This is a genomic window from Streptomyces sp. 1-11 (assembly GCF_007176755.1).
Classification (GTDB): Bacteria; Actinomycetota; Actinomycetes; order Streptomycetales; family Streptomycetaceae; genus Streptomyces.
The window spans coordinates 121937-138742 of record NZ_BJTV01000013.1 but is presented as its reverse complement, the minus strand read 5'-3'; the positions used below and the strand labels follow the sequence as shown (position 1 = coordinate 138742).

Annotated in this window: 20 protein-coding genes; 14 read left to right on the top strand and 6 right to left on the bottom strand. The window is 73.7% G+C overall.

Features of this window, described 5'->3' with window-relative positions:
* Positions 1-104: 104 nt before the first annotated feature.
* Entirely contained in the window at positions 105-284 is a 180-nt protein-coding gene (locus TNCT1_RS26010; protein ID WP_143636404.1) for a hypothetical protein, read from the bottom strand.
* Between the two features lie 225 nt (positions 285-509).
* On the opposite strand from TNCT1_RS26010, the gene TNCT1_RS26005 reads away from it, so the two are divergent.
* From TNCT1_RS26005 to TNCT1_RS25990, 4 genes are all read left to right on the top strand, one after another.
* Complete coding sequence (locus TNCT1_RS26005) at positions 510-1727, top strand: NYN domain-containing protein (RefSeq protein WP_143636402.1); 1218 nt, start codon at positions 510-512, stop codon at positions 1725-1727.
* 106 nt (positions 1728-1833) lie between these two features.
* Complete coding sequence (locus tag TNCT1_RS26000; RefSeq protein ID WP_143636588.1) at positions 1834-2799, top strand: ABC transporter ATP-binding protein; 966 nt, start codon at positions 1834-1836, stop codon at positions 2797-2799.
* Positions 2800-2863: 64 nt separating this feature from the next.
* Complete coding sequence (locus TNCT1_RS25995; RefSeq protein WP_143636400.1) at positions 2864-3685, top strand: ABC transporter permease; 822 nt, start codon at positions 2864-2866, stop codon at positions 3683-3685.
* Between the two features lie 34 nt (positions 3686-3719).
* Positions 3720-4355 (top strand): AAA family ATPase, encoded by a 636-nt coding sequence (locus TNCT1_RS25990; RefSeq protein ID WP_143636398.1) that lies wholly within the window; start codon positions 3720-3722, stop codon positions 4353-4355.
* A 65-nt stretch (positions 4356-4420) separates the two neighbouring features.
* On the opposite strand, the gene ybaK is transcribed toward TNCT1_RS25990, so the two are convergent.
* From ybaK to TNCT1_RS25970, 4 genes are all read right to left on the bottom strand, one after another.
* Entirely contained in the window at positions 4421-4921 is a 501-nt protein-coding gene (gene ybaK / locus TNCT1_RS25985) for a Cys-tRNA(Pro) deacylase (RefSeq protein WP_143636396.1), read from the bottom strand.
* A 28-nt stretch (positions 4922-4949) separates the two neighbouring features.
* Entirely contained in the window at positions 4950-5687 is a 738-nt protein-coding gene (locus TNCT1_RS25980; RefSeq protein ID WP_143636394.1) for an LON peptidase substrate-binding domain-containing protein, read from the bottom strand.
* 11 nt (positions 5688-5698) lie between these two features.
* Positions 5699-6751, bottom strand: a complete 1053-nt coding sequence (locus TNCT1_RS25975; RefSeq protein ID WP_174266456.1) for a hypothetical protein — start codon at positions 6749-6751, stop codon at positions 5699-5701.
* A 150-nt stretch (positions 6752-6901) separates the two neighbouring features.
* Positions 6902-8479 (bottom strand): oxidoreductase, encoded by a 1578-nt coding sequence (locus tag TNCT1_RS25970; RefSeq protein ID WP_143636389.1) that lies wholly within the window; start codon positions 8477-8479, stop codon positions 6902-6904.
* A 178-nt stretch (positions 8480-8657) separates the two neighbouring features.
* Here TNCT1_RS25970 and hisD point away from each other — a divergent pair, with 178 nt between their 5' ends.
* The 10 genes from hisD (at position 8658) to TNCT1_RS25925 (ending at position 16373) form a co-directional block, all read left to right on the top strand.
* Positions 8658-9983 (top strand): histidinol dehydrogenase, encoded by a 1326-nt coding sequence (hisD, locus tag TNCT1_RS25965; protein ID WP_143636387.1) that lies wholly within the window; start codon positions 8658-8660, stop codon positions 9981-9983.
* Positions 9980-11086: a histidinol-phosphate transaminase gene (locus TNCT1_RS25960; RefSeq protein ID WP_143636385.1), complete on the top strand. Its 1107-nt coding sequence runs from the start codon at positions 9980-9982 to the stop codon at positions 11084-11086. The genes hisD and TNCT1_RS25960 overlap by 4 nt, the downstream gene beginning before the upstream one ends.
* The gene (gene hisB / locus TNCT1_RS25955; RefSeq protein WP_143636382.1) at positions 11083-11676 is read left to right on the top strand and encodes an imidazoleglycerol-phosphate dehydratase HisB; all 594 of its coding nucleotides are present in this window, start codon (positions 11083-11085) and stop codon (positions 11674-11676) included. Before TNCT1_RS25960 ends, hisB begins: the two co-directional genes overlap by 4 nt.
* Before the next feature lie 4 nt (positions 11677-11680).
* On the top strand, positions 11681-11845 hold the full coding sequence (locus TNCT1_RS35905; RefSeq protein ID WP_174266455.1) for a hypothetical protein: 165 nt from the start codon (positions 11681-11683) through the stop codon (positions 11843-11845).
* Positions 11836-12480: an imidazole glycerol phosphate synthase subunit HisH gene (gene hisH / locus TNCT1_RS25950; protein WP_143636379.1), complete on the top strand. Its 645-nt coding sequence runs from the start codon at positions 11836-11838 to the stop codon at positions 12478-12480. Before TNCT1_RS35905 ends, hisH begins: the two co-directional genes overlap by 10 nt.
* A gap of 3 nt (positions 12481-12483) precedes the next feature.
* Complete coding sequence (priA, locus tag TNCT1_RS25945; RefSeq protein WP_143636376.1) at positions 12484-13209, top strand: bifunctional 1-(5-phosphoribosyl)-5-((5-phosphoribosylamino)methylideneamino)imidazole-4-carboxamide isomerase/phosphoribosylanthranilate isomerase PriA; 726 nt, start codon at positions 12484-12486, stop codon at positions 13207-13209.
* Positions 13206-13607, top strand: coding sequence for a RidA family protein (locus TNCT1_RS25940; protein WP_143636373.1), 402 nt, complete (start codon positions 13206-13208; stop codon positions 13605-13607). Before priA ends, TNCT1_RS25940 begins: the two co-directional genes overlap by 4 nt.
* Positions 13607-14362 (top strand): imidazole glycerol phosphate synthase subunit HisF, encoded by a 756-nt coding sequence (gene hisF / locus TNCT1_RS25935; protein WP_143636370.1) that lies wholly within the window; start codon positions 13607-13609, stop codon positions 14360-14362. The genes TNCT1_RS25940 and hisF overlap by 1 nt, the downstream gene beginning before the upstream one ends.
* Positions 14363-14509: 147 nt before the next feature.
* The gene (locus tag TNCT1_RS25930) at positions 14510-15097 is read left to right on the top strand and encodes a transcriptional regulator (protein ID WP_143636367.1); all 588 of its coding nucleotides are present in this window, start codon (positions 14510-14512) and stop codon (positions 15095-15097) included.
* A gap of 13 nt (positions 15098-15110) precedes the next feature.
* The gene (locus TNCT1_RS25925; protein ID WP_235902898.1) at positions 15111-16373 is read left to right on the top strand and encodes an MFS transporter; all 1263 of its coding nucleotides are present in this window, start codon (positions 15111-15113) and stop codon (positions 16371-16373) included.
* Positions 16374-16377: 4 nt separating this feature from the next.
* On the opposite strand, the gene TNCT1_RS25920 is transcribed toward TNCT1_RS25925, so the two are convergent.
* Positions 16378-16776, bottom strand: coding sequence for a VOC family protein (locus TNCT1_RS25920; protein ID WP_143636365.1), 399 nt, complete (start codon positions 16774-16776; stop codon positions 16378-16380).
* Positions 16777-16806 lie beyond the last annotated feature (30 nt).

Here is a 16806-nt window from a genome sequence, read left to right as displayed (position 1 = left end):
CGGGCCGCGACGCCGTGAAGCCGACGAAGGGGCGCACCCACACGGGGTGCGCCCCTCCTGCGTGCCTGGGCTTCACATGCCCTTTAGTTATCGCCGAAGCGCTCCTAGTTGTGGCCGAAGCTCTTCTGCTTCTTGCGCGAGGCATCCGAAGGGCTGCCCGCGGCGCCCGCCATGGAGGACTCCGGTTCCTCCGCCGCCGGACGCTGAGCGCGTTCCGCCGGGTGCTCGGCCTGCGAAGCGCGGTTCTGCGGGCCACCCTGCTTGCGGTTCTTGTTCTTGGCCATGGTGATCTGCCTCCTGTGGGGGATCTAGGGGCCAGGGCCGGGATCAGATTCACATACGCTGACATCAACCGCATGTCGGATAATTACCGTGTGTGACAAGGGAGGTGGGCGAGCGGGCCCCGTAAACGCCACGCCGAAGATCGAGTTCGGGCCGTTAAGCCCCGCCCGTTCGGGCAGACTCGAAGGAAGTCCGAAGCAAAGCCTCCCGGGAAGAGGGTGAGTCGCGTGGACCGTTGCATCGTCCTGGTGGACGCCGGGTACCTGCTGGGCGCCGCCGCCAGCCTCCTCGCCGGTGAGCCCTCGCGGTCCCGGATCACCGTCGACCACGCGGCGCTGATCCAGGCCCTGCGGGAGAGGGCCGAGGCGGAGACCGAACGCCCGCTGCTGCGCATCTACTGGTTCGACGGCGCCCCGGACCGGGTCCCCCAGCCGGAGCACCGCAGGCTGCGCGTGATGCCCCGGGTCACCGTCCGGCTCGGCGCCCTGACCCGCAGCGACGGGCGCTGGGCGCAGAAGGGCGTGGACGCCGCCATGCACGCCGAGCTGACCGAGCTGGCCCGCAACCGCGCCTGCTCCGACATCGTCCTGGTCACCGGCGACGGCGATCTGCTGCCCGGGATGATGGCCGCCAAGGAGCACGGCGTCGCCGTCCACCTGTGGGCCGTCCAGGCCGCCGACGGCGACTACAACCAGTCCGAGGACCTGGTCGCCGAGGCCGACGAGCGGCGCGTGCTGGACCGAGCCTGGATCACCCAGGCGGTCCGCGCGAAGGAACTGACCGGCGTCTGCGCCCCGCCGCCCGCGCCGCGCCCCGAGATCGCCGCCATCCTCTCCGCGCCGCTGCCGGACTCCGCGCTCACCGCGGCCGCCGAGCGCACCGACGAGGAGGCCGCCCGCTCGCCGGCCGCCGCCGAGCACGGCGCGCAGGAGCGGTCGGCCGCCCCCAAGGGCGTGCCCACCCCCAAGGACCTGGCCGCCCTGCGCGCGCCCGGCGCGCAGGCCGTGCAGCACCCGGCGACCGCGACCCTGAGATGGTCCTCCGACAAGGGCTGGGTGGACCGGCCGGGAGCGGCCGCCGAGCCGCCCGAGATCGCCTCCATGCCGACCCTCGCCCAGCTCACCACCGCCGAGCAGCGGTGGGCGGACCGGGAGGAGGACATCACCACCGTGGGCGGCGACCCGTACGAGGTGGGGCAGGTCTTCGCCCGCCGCTGGATCTCCCGCCTCGGCGACCAGAACCATGTGCAGCGGCTGTCCACCATGTATCCGCGCATCCCGCACCGCATCGACGGCGAGCTGCTGCGCTACGCCGCCCGCTTCGGCCTGCTGGCCCACAAGGACGACCAGATCGACGAGCACGACCGTTACGCCATCCGGGCGGGCTTCTGGCGCGAGGTCGACGTCCCGGCGGCCGCCGAACAGCACGCGCCCGCCGCCGACTGAACCCCGCCGACGGCCCCAAGGGCGAGTAAAGCCGCCCGACCCCGTAGTCTCGTCCCTTGTGAGTACGCGCGCGGGACAGGCACTTCGGTACGACGAGGTCGTACGCGTGCGCGGGCTCACCAAGACCTATCCGCCCGTCAAGGGCCGGCGCGGCACGCCGGGCACCCCCGAGGTGCGGGCCACCGACGGGGTGGAACTCGAGGTGCGGCGCGGCGAGATCTTCGGGCTGCTCGGCCCCAACGGCGCCGGCAAGTCCACCCTCGTGCGCCAGCTCACCGGGCTGCTGCGGCCGGACGCCGGCAGCGTCGAGATCCTCGGCCACGACATCGTCCGGCACCCCCGGCTGGCCGCGCGGATCCTCGCCTACCTGGGACAGGAGTCGTCCGCGCTGGACGAGCTGACCGTGGCGCTCGCCGCCGAGACCACCGGGCGCCTGCGCGGCCTTGACGTACGGCAGGCGCGGGCCGAGCGGGACGCCGTGCTGGACGAGCTCGGCCTCACGCCGATCGCCGGCCGGGCGCTGAAGAAGCTCTCCGGCGGCCAGCGGCGGCTCGCCTGTTTCGCCGCCGCCCTCGTCGGCCATCGGCCGCTGCTCGTCCTCGACGAGCCGACCACCGGCATGGACCCGGTCGCCCGGCGCGCGGTGTGGGCGGCCGTGGACCGGCGGCGGGCCGAGCACGGCACGACCGTGCTGCTGGTCACCCACAACGTCATCGAGGCGGAGACCGTGCTCGACCGGGTCGCCGTCCTGGACCAGGGCCGGGTCATCGCCTGCGACACCCCGACGGGGCTGAAGGAGCAGGTCTCCGGCGAGGTGCGGGTGGAACTGGTGTGGCGTGAGCGGGCACCCCTGGAGGTGCCCGAGGTCGCCGTGCTGCGCGAGCGGGCCGCGGAGTCCGGCCGGCGCTGGACGCTCCGGCTCGCGCCCGAGGAGGCCCGCGCCGTCGTCGCCACGGTGACCGGCGGGGCCGCCTTCGCCGCCCTGGACGACTTCACGCTCGCCACGCCCAGCCTGGAGGACGTGTACCTGTCGCTGGGCGGGGCGGCCCGGCAGGGACTGGTGAAGGCGTGAGCGCGCGGGCCGCGGAATGCGTACGGGTGTGCGCGAGGGCCGTAGGGAAGAGGAGCAGCGCGTCGTGAGTGTCGTACCCGCGGAGGTTGTGCCGGGCGGCGCCCGGACCGTTCCGGAGGCGGCGCGGGGCGCGGCCGAGCTGGGTCCGCCCGCGCGGCTGTGGCCGTCGCTGGTGGCCGTCTACCGGGCGCAGCTCTCCCGGGCCCGGGTGGCCCGGATCCCGCTGCTGTTCGTGGCGACCTTCCAGTCCGTCGGCATCACCGTGATGATGCGGGGCGTCGTGGACAGCGGCGGCGAGGCGCAGTCCGTGGTGGCCGGGTCCTCGGTGCTGGTCGTCGCCTACGTCGCGCTGAACCTGCTGTCGCAGTACTTCGGGCAGCTGCGGGCCAGCGGCGGCCTCGACCACTACGCCACGCTGCCGGTGCCGCCGGCCGCGGTGGTGCTGGGCGCGGCGGGCGCGTACGCCTCCTTCACCGTGCCGGGGACGCTGGTGACCGCCGTCTTCGGCTGCGTGCTGTTCGGGCTGCCCCTGTCCAACCTGTGGATCCTGGTGGCCGTGATCCCGCTCGCCGGGGCCGCGCTCGCCGGACTCGGCGCCGCGTGCGGCCTGCTCGCGCCGCGGCCCGAACTGGCCACGCTGCTCGGCCAGCTCGGCATGTCGGCGGCCCTGCTGCTGGGCGTGCTGCCCGCCGACCGGATGCCGGAGATCATCCGTCTCGCCCGGGACCTGCTGCCCTCCACCTACGGCGTGGAGGCATACGCGCGCACCTTCGGGGCACACCCCGACTGGGCCGTGGTCCTGGCTGACCTGGGGGTGTGCGCGGGTGTCGGAGTGGTCTCGCTGGCGGTGGCGGCCTGGGCGTACCGCAGGGCCGCCGTCCGATGACGCGGCCCAGGGCGCGACCTGGCACGATGGCAGGGTGACCGCACCGCTGACGCCGCCTCCGCCGCCGCACGACGACTCCGCGCACCAGGTCCGGCAGGCCCCGCCTGCCGGGGCGCCGCTCGCGGGCATGTACGAACAGGACGGCCCTGGGATGAAGACGGAAGTGCGGGAGGCCGCGGTGGTCACCGTGGCGGTGGCGCTGGGCGGGGTGCTGCTCGGGCTGCTGTGGTGGTGGCTGGCGCCGCACGTGCCGCTGATCGCCGACCACGTCGGCAAGAGCTGGGTCGTCTACATCAAGGACACCGAGGGCGAGCAGGCGATCGGCGTGGACGGCACGTTCACGCTGCTGGGACTCGCCTTCGGGCTGTTCAGCGCGGTCGTGGTGTTCCTGTGGCGCCGGCGGGGCGGGGTGCCGCTCGTGGTGGCGCTGGGCGTCGGCGGGCTGCTGGCGTCGCTGCTGGCGTGGCGGCTCGGCGTCTGGCTGGGGCCCGAGTCCGACGTCATAGCCCACGCCAAGGCGGTGGGGAAGGGCGTGACCTTCCCGGCGCCGCTGGACCTCGGCGCGAAGGGCGCGCTGCTCGCCTGGCCGCTGGCCGCCCTGCTGGTCCACCTCGGCCTCACGGCGCTGTTCGGCCCCCGGGACCCCGAGGAGGAGCCCTACCCGGCCTGATCCGGGCCGGCCCCCGGGACCCCGAGGAGGAGCCCTACTGGCCTGATCCGGCCCGGCCGGCCCCCTCAGCCCCGCCCGATCGGCGCCAGCACCGCTTCCGTGAGGGCGGCCAGGTCCGCCGGCGCGAGTTCGACCTCCAGACCCCTGCGGCCCGCCGAGACGCAGATGGTGCCGTGGGCCGCGGCCGAGTCGTCCAGGACCGTGCGGAGCCTCTTGCGCTGCCCCAGCGGGGAGATGCCGCCCCGGACGTAGCCGGTGGTGCGCTCGGCGAGGGCCGGGTCGGCCATGGCGGCCCGCTTGCCGCCCACCGCCGCGGCCAGCGCCTTCAGGTTCAACGTGCCGGAGACCGGGACCACCGCCACCGTGAGGGCGCCGTCGACGTCGGCCACCAGGGTCTTGAAGACCCGGTCCGGGGAGACGCCCATCGCCTCCGCCGCCTCCTCGCCGTAGGAGGGGTGGGCGGGGTCGTGGTCGTAGGCGTGGACGGTGTGCGCCACGCCCGCCGCGGTCAGCGCCACGGTCGCGGGCGTGCCGCCGGTCTGCTGCTTCTTGGACTTCTTCGCCATCGGGGTGCCGCGCCTCGGTTCGGTTCGCTCAGTTCATGCTGGTCGGCGTCCGCGTCAGCTCGAACGCGGGCAGGGACGGCAGACTACGGATGATCGCCGCCTCCGAGCGAAGGAGTTTCAGCTCGTCCCGCAGGCGGGAGGCGGTGTCCGGCGCCTGCAGCAGCCGCTGCTTCGTCGGCGTGTCCAGCACCATGGCCGCGGCCACCAGGTAGGAGACCACCGAGGGGTCGTCGGGCAGCTCGGTGCCCGCCAGCGAGCGCTCACGGGCGCCCGCCAGGCGCTTCTGGTACTGGCGGAAGGAGCGCAGCACGCCCTCGGCCAGCGCCCCGGCCTCGTCGCCGGGCTCCTCGGGCAGCTCCTCCAGCTCGGCCGTCAGGAACGGGCCCGACGCCTCCACCGAGAGCAGCCGCACCCGGGTCGTCCCGGTCGCCAGCACCTCGAACGTGCCGTTGTCGCGTTCCCGGATGGTGGCGGCGTCCGCCACGCAGCCCACCCCGTGGAAGGACCTGAGGGGGTCGGGGCCGAAGCCGGCGGCCGGGCCGCGATCGGGCTGTGCCGTCGGATCCGGCATGCCGGGGGCGCTCGGTGCCACCTCGTGGCCGTCGCGGATCGCCACCGCGGCGAACCGGCGCGGTTCGTCCTCGGGGGTCTTCAGCAGTTCGCGCATCATGGCGCGATACCGCTCCTCGAAGATGTTCAGGGGCAGCACGAGCCCCGGGAACAAAACCGAGTTCAGCGGGAACAGGGGCAGACGGACGGTGGTCACGGCGACCCAGCCTAATGGTCGGCGGCGGCCGCCCGGCCACGGTGCCCGTTCCGCGCTCGTGGCGCGGCCTTCACCAGCCCGGAGAGGGCGGCCGGGGGAGCGGCCCCGAGGAGCCCCTCGCGCAGCCGCAGGAACCGGCCGAGCGGGTCGTCGGAGAACCGCTCCCAGGGGAACGACGTGGCGTACGGGCCGATCAGGTCCAGCTCGGCGCGCGCGTCCTCCCACCGGCCCAGCCGGACCAGGAGGTACAGCAGCTTGTTGCGCATCTCGGCGGGCCACGGGGCGGCGGCCGGGAAGCGGGCGGAGAGCGCCACCGCCCGGTCGGCGGCCGCGTCCAGCCGCTCGCGCGGCACCTCGGGACCGCAGTCGTCGGTCAGGTAGCCGAAGGCCGCACGGGCCGGCAGGGCCTGCACCAGCGAGCCGGCCGGGGCGTCCTGCGCGGCCAGGTCGGCGAAGTCGAAGCACTCGCGGTGCGAGCCGTGCCAGAAGGTCCCCAGGTACCGCAGGGCGGCCACGTGGCAGCCGTAGTGGTGCGGGGCCCGGCGGACCGCGGCCTCCCACAGCTCCTCGAAGTAGCGGTGGCCGGCCCGGGAACCGCGGGCGTGGTCGAGCGCGATCCGCCACGGCACCGGGTCGAGGTCGTCGGCCCGGGCGGCGGCCGTGATCAGCGGACTCACCTCGCGCAGCAGCTCGGCGCGGGCCGGCGAGGGCCAGGCGCGGTCCACCGCGAGCTGAGCCGCCACCAGAGCCGTGCCGGGGTCGCCGGGGGCGGCCGCGCGCCAGGCCTCGAACCACTCGGGGCGGGAGCGGGCGAAGGCCGCGAGCCGCCTCGCGTAGCGGTCGCGGTCCTCCCACTGGCCGGCCGCGCGCGTGGCGGCGAGCAGGGCGGAGGCGGCGCCGTACTCGCCCCGCGCGGCGGCGACCAGCGCGGGCGAGAGGCGGTCGTCGGGCGCGTCGAGGACGGCCTCGAAGCCGCCCTGGGGCAAGGCGGCGAGGTGCGAGGCCCGTCGTGTCGTCCGGGTGGGGCGGAGGAACGCCGGCAGCAGAGCCATGGTGTCGACCATTGAAAGACCCAGGTCGGGAGAGCGCCAGAGGGCCCCGCCAAGTCGGGAAAGGTTGTAGGACGCAGAGTCAAGGACGGGCAAAGGGTGACCCTTCGGCCGATGTGGTGCACCAGCCCGCGAGCCCCCCCCGGCGCGCCCTCCCCGTGCGCCTCAGCTCCGCCGCAGCAGCCGGGTCGCTCCCGCGGCCACGGTGGTCGCGAGTATCCAGCCCATGATGATCATCGCCGCGGCCAGCCACTGCCAGCCGCCGCGCAGCTGCCACTGGCCGACCTGGCCCAGGTCGATCACCGGCAGCAGCAGGTCCAGCGTGAACAGGGCGGGACTCCAGTACGGGTGCTCGCCGGAGTCCACCGGCGGATGCCCGGCGTGCGCGAAGGCGAGCGTGCCCGCCGCCCACAGCACCGCCATCCACACCGCCGCCCGGCCCGGCCGGTAGCCGTAGGCCACGGCCCAGTCCTGCACGATGCCCCAGACCTTGCCGGCCGGCGGCAGCGTCTCGCGGCGCCGGCGCTGCTTGGCGAGCAGCACCTCGCGGGCGTCCTCGTCCTCCCCGGCGGCGCGCAGCACCGCGGCCAGCCGCTCGTACGGCTCCGGGTTGTACTCGGCGGTGGCCGCCGCCACCCAGTCGAGCCGCCGGGTCAGCGGGAACGGGCCGCGCGGGACCAGGCTCTCGTAGGTGAAGCCGCCCATGTGCAGGCTGCCCGGGCCCGGCCAGCTCCCCGCGCGGTCCACCAGGTTGACGACCCGCGCGCCGGACAGCTTCACTTGCCCTCGCTGCGGCCGGTCGCCCAGGAACCGCAGCTCCGGCGTCTGCACCCGGCGCAGCGACAGGTCCTGGTCGTCGGTGAGGACGAACCGGGCCCGCTCCAGGTCCACGGCGTCCCCGAACCGGCCGTCGTCCAGCCGCACCCCGCCCTGGCACTCGAAGCGCTGGATACGCGTCCCGCGCGCCGGGGTGGTCCCGCTCAGCAGCGGACTGCCCACGCCCGCCGGGGTCAGGTACAGGGTGCGCTCCACCGTGAGCTGGGGGGCGTTCAGGGCGAGCCGCGCGTACGGATTGGCCAGTTTCGCCCCCCGCAGGCTCAGCGAACCCCCGACCTGGGCCCCGCGCAGGCTCATCTCGCCGTACGACTCCAGCAGCTCCGCCTGCAGGTCCTGGCCGACGCTCATGCCGTCGGCGGCGATCGACCGCCCGCTGCGGTCCTGGTACACCACCGCCTGGTTCAGCAGCAGGTCCGTGCCGATGTGCGCGTCGGTCAGCCGCACCCCGGTGCGGAAGCGGCAGCGCGGCAGGTGCAGGTCGCCCTCGGTGGTGACCCGGGCCGCCTCCAGCCGGGGCATCGCGCAGTCCACCAGGCGCACGGTGGTGAAGCGCGCCTCGGGCAGCAGGACCTGGTCGTCGAAGCGGCAGCCGCGCATCTCCACGTACGGCGTGACCGTGCCGCCCGCCAGTTCCAGCGTGCCGGTGATCCGTATCCCGGCCAGCTTCAGCGCGGACACCCGCCCGGCGAGCGCGGGCGGCCCGTCCAGCAGCAGCCAGCACACGATGCGCGCCCGGACGCTCCGCTCGGGACCCCAGGGGTGCCCGCCGTGCGGATCGTCCACCGCCGCGTCACCGCTGCTCAGGTCGTACACGCTGCCGTTGCGGAAGGCCTGCCACATGCCGGCCTCGGCCGCGCTCAGGCCCTCCGGCAGATCTCCGGCGTCACCGCCGGCCCCCTCGGTCACCGCTCTTTCCTTCTTCCTCGCCCAACCACAAGTCGCCTGCTCGTACACCCGTTCATGCCCGCTGAGTGACGCCCGGCACACTAATGGTGAAGGTGATCTTCCACGTTCCGGCCACGTTCTGTATCAGCCATTGATACGCGCGGACGGGTCCCGGTGCGGGTCTGAGAGAATTGAGTACGTGATCTCCCGAATCGATCTGCGCGGCGACGCCCTCCCCGAGGGCCCCGCCCTGCGCGACCTGCTGCCCCGAGCCGACTTCGACGTTCAGGCCGCCCTGGAGAAGGTGCGTCCGATCTGCGAGGCCGTGCATCATCGGGGCGACGCGGCGCTGATCGACTTCGCCGAGAAGTTCGACGGAGTACGGCTGGAATCCGTCCGTGTCCCGGCCGAGGCGCTCACCGAGGCGCTCCAGACCCTCGACCCGGCCGTGCGCGCCGCCCTGGAGGAGTCCGTCCGCCGGGCCCGCCTGGTCCACCGCGCGCAGCGCCGCTCTACGCACACCACCCAGGTCGTGCCCGGCGGCTCCGTGACCGAGAAGTGGGTGCCGGTCGATCGCGTCGGGCTGTACGCGCCCGGCGGCCGGTCCGTCTACCCCTCGTCCGTGATCATGAACGTGGTTCCGGCGCAGGAGGCCGGAGTCGAGTCGATCGCGCTCGCCTCCCCGGCGCAGGCCGAGTTCGGCGGACTGCCGCACCCGACGATCCTCGCCGCGTGCGCGCTGCTCGGCGTGGACGAGGTCTACGCGGCCGGCGGCGCCACGGCCGTCGCGATGTTCGCGTACGGCACCGAGTCCTGCCCGCCCGCCAACATGGTCACCGGCCCCGGCAACATCTGGGTGGCGGCGGCCAAGCGCTACTTCACCGGGAAGATCGGCATCGACGCCGAGGCCGGCCCGACCGAGATCGCGATCCTCGCGGACGACACCGCCGACCCGGTGCACGTCGCCTCGGACCTGATCAGCCAGGCCGAGCACGACCCGCTCGCGGCGGCCGTGCTGGTCACCGACTCCACCGAGCTGGCCCACGCGGTGGAGAAGGAACTGGAGCCGCAGGTCGCGGCCACCCGGCACGTCGAGGACCGGATCCGCCCGGCCCTGGCCGGCAAGCAGTCCGCGATCGTCCTCGTGGACGGCGTCGAGGAGGGCCTGCGGGTGGTCGACGCCTACGGCGCCGAGCACCTGGAGATCCAGACCGCCGACGCCGCCGCGGTCGCCGGCCGGGTGCGGAACGCGGGCGCGATCTTCATCGGCCCCTGGGCGCCCGTCTCGCTCGGCGACTACGCGGCCGGGTCCAACCACGTCCTGCCCACCGGCGGCTGCGCCTGCCACTCCTCGGGCCTGTCGGTCCAGTCCTTCCTGCGCGGCATCCACATCGTCGACTACACGAAGGACGCGCTGGCCGAGGTCGCGCACCACGTGGTCACGCTGGCGGAGGCGGAGGACCTGCCCGCGCACGGCGCGGCGATCAAGGCACGGTTCGGCTGGAAGGTACCGACGAGCAAGTGACCGGCATTGACGATCTGCCCGTACGGGACGAGCTGCGCGGCGAGTCCCCCTACGGCGCGCCCCAGCTGGACGTCCCCGTACGGCTGAACACCAACGAGAACCCCTACCCGCTGCCCGAGCCGCTGGTCGAGCGGATCGCGGAGCGGGTGCGCGAGGCCGCCCGGAACCTGAACCGCTACCCCGACCGGGACGCGGTCCAGCTCCGCACCGAGCTGGCCAAGTACCTGACGGACACCGGGAACCACCCGCTCGGCGTCGAGAACGTCTGGGCGGCCAACGGCTCCAACGAGGTCATCCAGCAACTGCTGCAGACCTTCGGCGGGCCGGGCCGCACGGCCATGGGCTTCGAGCCGTCGTACTCGATGCACGCGCTCATCGCGCGCGGCACCGGCACCGGCTGGATCTCCGGGCCCCGGACCGAGGACTTCTCCATCGACCTCGCCGCCGCCCGGCGCGCCATCGCCGAGCACCGGCCCGACGTCGTCTTCGTCACCACCCCCAACAACCCCACCGGCAACGCCGTGCCGCCCGAGACGGTCCTCGCGCTGTACGAGGCGGCCCAGGCGGCCAAGCCGTCCATGGTGATCGTGGACGAGGCCTACGTCGAGTTCAGCCACGGCCAATCGCTGCTGCCGCTGCTGGCGGGCCGGCCCCACCTGGTGATCTCGCGCACCATGTCCAAGGCGTTCGGCGCGGCGGGACTGCGCCTCGGCTACCTGGCCGCCGACCCGGCGGTCGTGGACGCCGTACAGCTCGTCCGGCTGCCGTACCACCTCTCGGCGATCACGCAGGCGACCGCCCTGGCCGCCCTGGAGCACACCGACACGCTGCTGGGCTATGTCGAGCAGCTCAAGTCCGAGCGGGACCGGCTGGTCGCCGAACTGCGCGCGACCGGCTACGAGGTGGTCGAGTCCGACGCGAACTTCGTGCAGTTCGGCCGGTTCGACAGCGCCCACGACGCCTGGCGGAAGATCCTCGACCGGGGCGTGCTGGTCCGGGACAACGGTGTGCCGGGGTGGCTGCGGGTGTCCGCCGGAACCCCGCAGGAGAACGACGCGTTCCTCGACGCGGTCCGTGAGTTGCAGAAGGAGCCCCAGTCATGAGCCGCGTTGGACGCGTGGAGCGCACCACCAAGGAGACCTCGGTGCTGGTCGAGATCGACCTCGACGGCACCGGCCGGACCGACATCGCCACCGGCGTCGGCTTCTACGACCACATGCTCGACCAGCTCGGCCGGCACGGTCTGTTCGACCTGACCGTGAAGACCGACGGCGACCTGCACATCGACTCACACCACACCATCGAGGACACCGCCCTCGCGCTCGGCGCCGCCTTCCGGCAGGCCCTAGGCGACAAGGTGGGCATCTACCGCTTCGGCAACTGCACGGTCCCGCTGGACGAGTCCCTCGCCCAGGTCACCGTCGACCTCTCCGGCCGCCCGTACCTCGTGCACACCGAGCCGGAGAACATGGCGCCGATGATCGGCGAGTACGACACCACGATGACCCGGCACATCCTGGAGTCCTTCGTCGCCCAGGCACAGGTCGCCCTGCATGTGCACGTGCCCTACGGGCGCAACGCGCACCACATCGTGGAGTGCCAGTTCAAGGCGCTCGCCCGGGCGCTGCGTTACGCCTCCGAGCGCGACCCGCGCGCGGCCGGCATCCTCCCCTCGACGAAGGGCGCGCTGTAACCCCATGAACGGTCTGTCCACCGTCCTGATCGTCGTCGGCCTCTTCCTGGTCGGCGGCATCGTCTCCTTCGTCAAGCAGAAGATGCCCACCAGCCTCATCGTGCTGCTCTCGATCGGCGCCGCGATGTGCCTGGTCGCCGGCGTCATGCGGCTGGAGGTGTGGAATTGAGCGCCAAGAAGGTCGTCGTCTTCGACTACGGCTTCGGCAACGTACGCTCCGCCGAGCGGGCCCTCGCGCGCGTGGGGGCCGACGTCGAGATCACCCGTGACTTCGACCGGGCCATGAACGCCGACGGCCTGCTGGTACCGGGCGTCGGCGCGTTCGCCGCGTGCATGCAGGGCCTGCGCGCGGCCCGGGGCGACTGGGTCGTCGACCGCCGGCTGTCCGGCGGGCGGCCGGTGATGGGCATCTGCGTCGGCATGCAGATCCTCTTCGCGCGCGGCATCGAGCACGGCGTGGAGGCCGAGGGCCTCGACGAGTGGCCCGGCACGGTCGCGCCGCTGGAGGCCGACGTCGTGCCCCACATGGGCTGGAACACCGTCGACGCCCCGGAGGGCTCCGAGCTGTTCGCCGGCCTCGACGCCGACGCCCGCTTCTACTTCGTGCACTCCTACGCCGTCCACGACTGGGCCCTGGAGACGAACAACCCGCTGATCGCGGCCCCCAAGGTCACCTGGTCCACCCACGGCAGGCCCTTCGTGGCGGCCGTGGAGAACGGCGCCCTGTGGGCCACCCAGTTCCACCCCGAGAAGTCCGGCGACGCCGGAGCCCAGCTCCTCACCAACTGGATCGGAACCCTGTAGACCATGGCCAAGCTCGAACTCCTCCCCGCCGTCGACGTCCGCGACGGCCAGGCCGTGCGCCTCGTGCACGGCGAGTCCGGGACCGAGACCTCCTACGGCTCCCCGCTGGAGGCCGCACTCGCCTGGCAGCGCTCCGGCGCCGAGTGGCTGCACCTGGTCGACCTGGACGCCGCCTTCGGCACCGGCGACAACCGCGAGCTGATCGCCGAGGTCGCGAAGGCCATGGACATCAAGGTGGAGCTGTCCGGCGGCATCCGCGACGACGACACCCTCGCCGCGGCCCTCGCCACCGGCTGCACCCGCGTGAACCTCGGCACCGCCGCGCTGGAGACCCCGGAGTGGGTCGCCAAGGTCATCGCCGAGCACGGCGACAAGATCGCCGTCGGCCTTGACGTGCGCGGCACGACCCTGCGCGGCCGCGGCTGGACCCGTGACGGCGGCGACCTCTACGAGACGCTGGCGCGCCTCGACAAGGAGGGCTGCGCCCGCTACGTGGTCACCGACATCGCCAAGGACGGCACCCTGCAGGGCCCGAACCTGGAGCTGCTGAAGAACGTGTGCGCGGCGACGGACCGCCCGGTCGTGGCGTCCGGCGGCGTGTCGTCCCTGGACGACCTGCGTGCCATCGCCGGTCTTGTACCCCTCGGTGTCGAGGGCTCCATCGTCGGGAAGGCCCTGTACGCGAAGGCGTTCACCCTGGAAGAGGCCTTGGAGGCTGTGTCGTCATGACGTCCGAAGCCGTGCGGCGCGTGCAGAGCGGAAGCCCCTGGGAAGACAGTTTCGGATTCGCGCGCGCCGTCGCGGCCGGCGACCGGGTGCTGGTGGCCGGCACGTCGTCCTTCCGCGGCGACGTGCTGTACGGGGAGGGCGACCCCTACGAGCAGGCCAAGGTGGCCTTCACCAGCGCCCTGGAGGCGATCGGCGAGTTCGGCCTCGGCATCGCGTCCGTGCTGCGCACGCGGATGTACCTGACCCATGTGCGGGACGTGGACGCCGTGGGCCGCGCCCACAAGGAGATCTTCGACTCCGTGCGTCCGGCCGCGACCCTGCTGGTCGTGGAGGGCTTCGTCGACCCGCGCATCCTGGTCGAAGTGGAACTAGAAGCATTCAGAGGAGCCGTGACCTGATGACCCTGGCGGTCCGAGTCATCCCCTGCCTGGACGTGGACAACGGCCGGGTCGTCAAGGGCGTCAACTTCCAGAACCTGCGCGACGCGGGCGACCCCGTCGAGATGGCCAAGGTGTACGACGCCGAGGGCGCCGACGAGCTGACGTTCCTGGACATCACCGCGTCCTCGGGCGACCGCGAGACCACGTACGACGTGGTGCGGCGCACCGCCGAGCAGGTGTTCATCCCGCTGACGGTCGGCGGCGGCGTGCGCACCGCCGAGGACGTGGACCGGCTGCTGCGGGCCGGCGCCGACAAGGTGGGCGTGAACACCGCGGCCATCGCCCGCCCCGACCTGATCCGGGAGATCGCGGAGCGGTTCGGCCGGCAGGTGCTGGTGCTGTCGGTGGACGCGCGCCGCACCGGCGGCGGCGGCTTCGAGGTGACGACCCACGGCGGCCGCAGGGGCACCGGCATCGACGCCGTCGAGTGGGCCCACCGCGCCGCCGAGCTGGGCGCCGGGGAGATCCTGCTCAACTCCATGGACGCCGACGGCACCAAGGACGGCTACGACCTGGAGATGATCGCGGCCGTCCGCAAGCACGTCACCGTCCCGGTGATCGCCTCCGGCGGCGCGGGCCGGCTGGCGGACTTCCCGCCGGCCGTCGGCGCGGGCGCGGACGCGGTCCTGGCCGCCTCCGTCTTCCACTTCGGCGACCTGCGCATCGGCGAGGTCAAGCAGACCCTGCGGGAAGCGGGCCACCCCGTGCGGTGACGTCCGCGCAAGGCCACGAGAGAGCCCCGGTCGCCCGTCGAGGCGGCCGGGGCTCTCCCATGCCCTGCCCCTCCGCGCGGCTGATGCGAAAGAGAAATTGCGCAACATCCATTGTGCAAGTTTCCTTTCACATCTAGGGTCATGCACATGAAAGCCAAGGGGAGCCGTCCCATCACGGACGTGGGCACGCTCAAGGCGCTGGCCCACCCGCTGCGGATGAAGCTGTACCGAGCCCTGTGCGTGGCCGACAAGGCGACCGCCTCGCACCTCGCCGACCAGGTCGACGAGGCCGTCTCGCTGGTCAGCTACCACCTGCGCAAGCTCGCCGAGCACGGGCTGATCGAACAGGCCGCGCCGCAGAGCGCGGACGGCCGCGAACGCTGGTGGCAGCCCTCCTCCGAGGGCGTGAGCATCCGCGACCGGGACTTCCGCGACGCACCCGAGAAGGCGGCCGCGCACCTGGCGGCCACCCGCCTCTTCCACGACCAGCGCACCGACCTCTACCGCCGCTACCTCGACGAGCGCCCGACATGGAGCGCCGAGTGGAACGCGGCCGCCGCCGACAGCGAGTCCCTGCTCCGCCTCACCGCGCCCGAGCTGCGCGCACTCCAGGACGAGCTGCTGGCGCTGATCCGCCGGTACGACCAGCAGGGCCGGTCCGCCGAAGCCGCCGGCGACACCGAAGGGCGCGAGCACGTCGCGCTGCACGTGTACGGATTCCCGTTCCGCGTCTGAGAAGGGCCCCGCCGTGACCGACACCCTGACACCCCCGGCCCCCGTCGCCGAGGACCGCACCGCCCACCGCGATCCCAACGTGCTGCGCTGGCTCGGCGCCTACACCGCCTCCATGCTCGGCGACAGCGTCTACTACATCGCCCTGTCCTGGGCCGCGGTCCAGGCGGGCACCCCCGCGCAGGCCGGTGTCGTCATGTCCGTCAGCGCGCTGCCGAGAGCCGTGCTGATGCTCGGCGGGGGAGTGCTCGCCGACCGGCTCGGGCCGCGCCGCGTCGTCATCGGCAGCGACGCCGTGCGCTGCGCCGCCGTCCTGGCGGTGGCCGCCCTGCTGTTCCTCACCGGCCCCGGACTGTGGCCGCTCGCCCTGCTGGCCCTGCTCTTCGGCACCGTCGACGCCGTCTTCATGCCCGCGGTGGGCGCGCTCCCGGCCAGGATCACCGGCAAGGGGCAGCTCGCCCGGGTGCAGGGCATGCGGGGCCTGGCCATCCGCTGCGCCGGCGTGGCCGGCGCCCCACTCGGCGGACTGGGCGTGGCCCTGGGCGGCGCGCCGGCCGCCTTCGCCCTCGCCGGACTGCTGATCGCCGTCTCCGTACCGCTGCTGATCTCCGTACGCCTGCGGCCGCTGCCCGGCGACGACGCGGCCGGCACGGCCGCCGCGCCCCGCACCACCGCGTGGGCCGACCTGGTCGGCGGTCTGCGCTACATCCGCCGGCACCGCGTGCTCGCCCCGCTCATGCTCGCCATCGCCCTCGGCGACTTCGGCTTCGTCGGCCCGCTCAACGTCGGCCTGACCCTGCTCGCCGACCGGCGCGGCTGGGGCGCCGCCGGCATGGGCTGGGTGCTCGCCGGGTTCGGCGCCGGAGCGGGCGCCGCCTCCCTGCTGCTCGCCGTGCGGGGCCGGGTGCCGCGCGCCGGGCTGGTCGCCGCCTGGGCGATCCTCGCCGGCTCGGTGGCCATCGGCGCCCTGGCCTACGTCCCCCAGCTCGTCGGGGCCGTCGGCGTCGCCCTGCTCATCGGGCTGCTCGCCGGGCTCAGCGGGGTGCTGTGCGGAGCCATGCTCCAGACCCTCGCCGACCCCGCCTACCTCGGCCGGGTCACCGCCGTCGCCAGCGTGGTCAGCCTGGGCCTCGCCCCGCTGAGCATGCCGTTCGCGGCCGCCGCCATCGGGGCCTTCGGGCTCGGCCCGGTGTTCGTGACCAGCGCGGCCGTCTGCGGACTCGGCGGGGTCGTCGCCCTGTGCGTCCCCGGGCTGCGCGGCGCGGAGCTCCCCCGCTGAACGCTCACACCCTCGGCTGGGTGAGCTGCACCAGGTTGCCGACCGAGTCGTCGAACACCGCCGCGAGCACCGGGCCCTGCTCCCGCGGGGGGTGCGGGAACCGCACGCCCAGCCCGCGCATCCGCTCGTACTCCGCCGGCAGGTCGTCCACCGAGAAGACGATGCACGGGATCCCCGCCTCGTACAGCGCCGTGCGGTACGGCTCCGCGATCGGGCCCTGCCCGGGCTCCAGCAGCAACTGGAGGTCCGGCTGGGCCCCGCCCGGCGCGCCGACCGTGACGAACGGCGTGCCGTCGCCCAGGTCCATGTGCAGCCGGGTCTCGAACCCCAGGACCTCCGTGTAGAAGGCGTGCGCCCGTGCCACGTCGTCCACGAACACGCTGGTCATCGCGACCTTGATCATGAGACGTCTCCCGGAGGCCCGGGCCCGCGG

Bases quoted from the DNA above. Each gene is read 5' to 3' on its own strand.
- TNCT1_RS26010 (WP_143636404.1), bottom strand. From the start codon at position 284: ATGGCCAAGAACAAGAACCGCAAGCAGGGTGGCCCGCAGAACCGCGCT.
- ybaK (WP_143636396.1), bottom strand. From the start codon at position 4,921: ATGGCGAAGAAGTCCAAGAAGCAGCAGACCGGCGGCACGCCCGCGACC.
- TNCT1_RS25975 (WP_174266456.1), bottom strand. From the start codon at position 6,751: ATGGTCGACACCATGGCTCTGCTGCCGGCGTTCCTCCGCCCCACCCGG.
- hisB (WP_143636382.1), top strand. From the start codon at position 11,083: ATGAGCCGCGTTGGACGCGTGGAGCGCACCACCAAGGAGACCTCGGTG.
- TNCT1_RS35905 (WP_174266455.1), top strand. From the start codon at position 11,681: ATGAACGGTCTGTCCACCGTCCTGATCGTCGTCGGCCTCTTCCTGGTC.
- priA (WP_143636376.1), top strand. From the start codon at position 12,484: ATGGCCAAGCTCGAACTCCTCCCCGCCGTCGACGTCCGCGACGGCCAG.
- TNCT1_RS25940 (WP_143636373.1), top strand. From the start codon at position 13,206: ATGACGTCCGAAGCCGTGCGGCGCGTGCAGAGCGGAAGCCCCTGGGAA.
- hisF (WP_143636370.1), top strand. From the start codon at position 13,607: ATGACCCTGGCGGTCCGAGTCATCCCCTGCCTGGACGTGGACAACGGC.
- TNCT1_RS25930 (WP_143636367.1), top strand. From the start codon at position 14,510: ATGAAAGCCAAGGGGAGCCGTCCCATCACGGACGTGGGCACGCTCAAG.
- TNCT1_RS25920 (WP_143636365.1), bottom strand. From the start codon at position 16,776: ATGATCAAGGTCGCGATGACCAGCGTGTTCGTGGACGACGTGGCACGG.